Annotated in this window: 2 protein-coding genes and 1 pseudogene; all 3 read left to right on the top strand. The window is 72.8% G+C overall.

The features are described from left to right. Window positions 1-324, top strand: a pseudogene (locus tag ABZ836_RS30465) (hypothetical protein); the annotation flags it as partial. Then, window positions 321-1058 carry an ABC transporter permease gene (locus ABZ836_RS30460; protein ID WP_356133358.1) on the top strand — a complete coding sequence of 246 codons (738 nt, stop codon included), beginning with the start codon at window positions 321-323 and terminating at the stop codon, window positions 1056-1058. The pseudogene ABZ836_RS30465 and the gene ABZ836_RS30460, both read left to right, overlap by 4 nt. 115 nt (window positions 1059-1173) lie before the next feature. After that, the coding region (locus ABZ836_RS30455; protein ID WP_361147622.1) for a dTDP-4-dehydrorhamnose 3,5-epimerase family protein at window positions 1174-1597 on the top strand (424 nt) is incomplete at its 3' end.

Here is a 1597-nt window from a genome sequence, read left to right as displayed (position 1 = left end):
TCCCTGCGCCGGGTCAGCGGCCTGCGCCGGGTCAGCGTGCGGATGGCCGAGGTGCCCGACCTGCCCGGACTCGTCGCCGCCGAGCGGGAGGGCGACCGGGTCCACCTGATCTCCCAGGACTCCGACCAGCTGGTCCGCGACCTGGTGGCGTCCGGCGCGCCCTTCGACGAACTCGACGTCAGCGCCGGATCCCTGGAGGACGCCTTCCTGGCCCTCCTCGGCCGCAACCGGGGCGAGGCCCCCGGCACCGCCGGCACCTCCGACGGCCCCGACACCCCCGACACCCCCGACACCACGACCCTCGCGGAGGCGGTCGCACGATGAACACCACCCTCGCCTACGTGAAGTTCGAGATCCTGGAGGCCGTCCGCATCCCCGCGGTCTTCCTCGGACTGCTCTTCATGCCCGCCGGCGGCATGTTCGTCTTCGTCATCCCCACGCTGGGCTCCGACCCCGGCACCGCCACCATGGGCACCGCCTCCATGTGCCTCTTCGCGGTGCTCATCATCTGCTCCGCCCAGTACGGCATGGGCATCGCCGACGCCCGCATGAAGCCCTGGGGCGGATACGTCCGCACCCTGCCCGGCGGGCCGGTGCCCCGCATGGTCTCCATGATGTCGCTGAGCCTGCTGATGACCCTGCTCGGCGCGATCCCGCTGGTCCTGGTCGCCGCCCTCGGCACGGAGGCCAGCGCCTCCCCGGTCGAGCTCCTGCTGGGACTGGGGGCGCTGCTCCTCGCCGTGGTGCCGTTCGCGCTCGTCATGCTGGCCATCGGCTACGCCGTCAACCCCTACCTGGTCGCCATGCTGACCAGCATCGTCCCCCTCGTCCTGGTCGTCCTCGGCGGCCTGCTCGCCGACCCGTACGCCACGGACGGCTTCATCGCCACCATCGCTCCCTACACGCCGGTCCGCGGCGCGGCGGAACTGGTGTGGGCGGCCGTGAGCGACTACACCCCGCAGCCCGCGTCGCTGATCGCCCAGGGAGCGTGGACCGTCGTCCTCGCGCTCGTCGCCTACCGCGCCTACCGCGCCGACGAGGGCCGCCGCTTCCACTGAGCACCCCGCCAACCGTCCCCCAACCGTGAGGTCCGCCGTGCCCGAAGCCCCCGCCGCCACCGCGAACGCCACCGCCGACGCAGCCGCCACCGCCGACACCGTCGACACCGGCACCATGTCGGCCCGCCCCCTGCGGGTGGCGGGCGCCTACGCCTTCACCCCGAAGGTCTTCCCGGACAGCCGCGGCGCCTTCCTCTCGCCCTTCCAGGAAGCCGCGTTCACCGCCGCCGTCGGCCACCCGCTCTTCCCCGTCGCCCAGAGCAACCACAGCGTCTCCGCCCGCGACGTGGTCCGCGGCATCCACTACACCCTCACCCCGCCCGGCACCGCCAAGTACGTCTACTGCGCGCGCGGCAGCGCCCTCGACATCGTGGTGGACGTCCGCGTCGGATCACCCACCTTCGGCGCCTGGGACGCGGTCCTGCTCGACCAGGCCGACCACCGCGCCATGTACTTCCCGGTCGGCCTCGGCCACGCCTTCGTCTCCCTCGAGGACGACACGGTCATGTCGTACATGCTCTCCGGCGGCTACGTCGCCG

It is taken from the genome of Streptomyces sp. NPDC047130, assembly GCF_040643475.1.
Taxonomy (GTDB): domain Bacteria; phylum Actinomycetota; class Actinomycetes; order Streptomycetales; family Streptomycetaceae; genus Streptomyces.
This window is presented reverse-complemented; position numbering and strand designations above follow the sequence as displayed.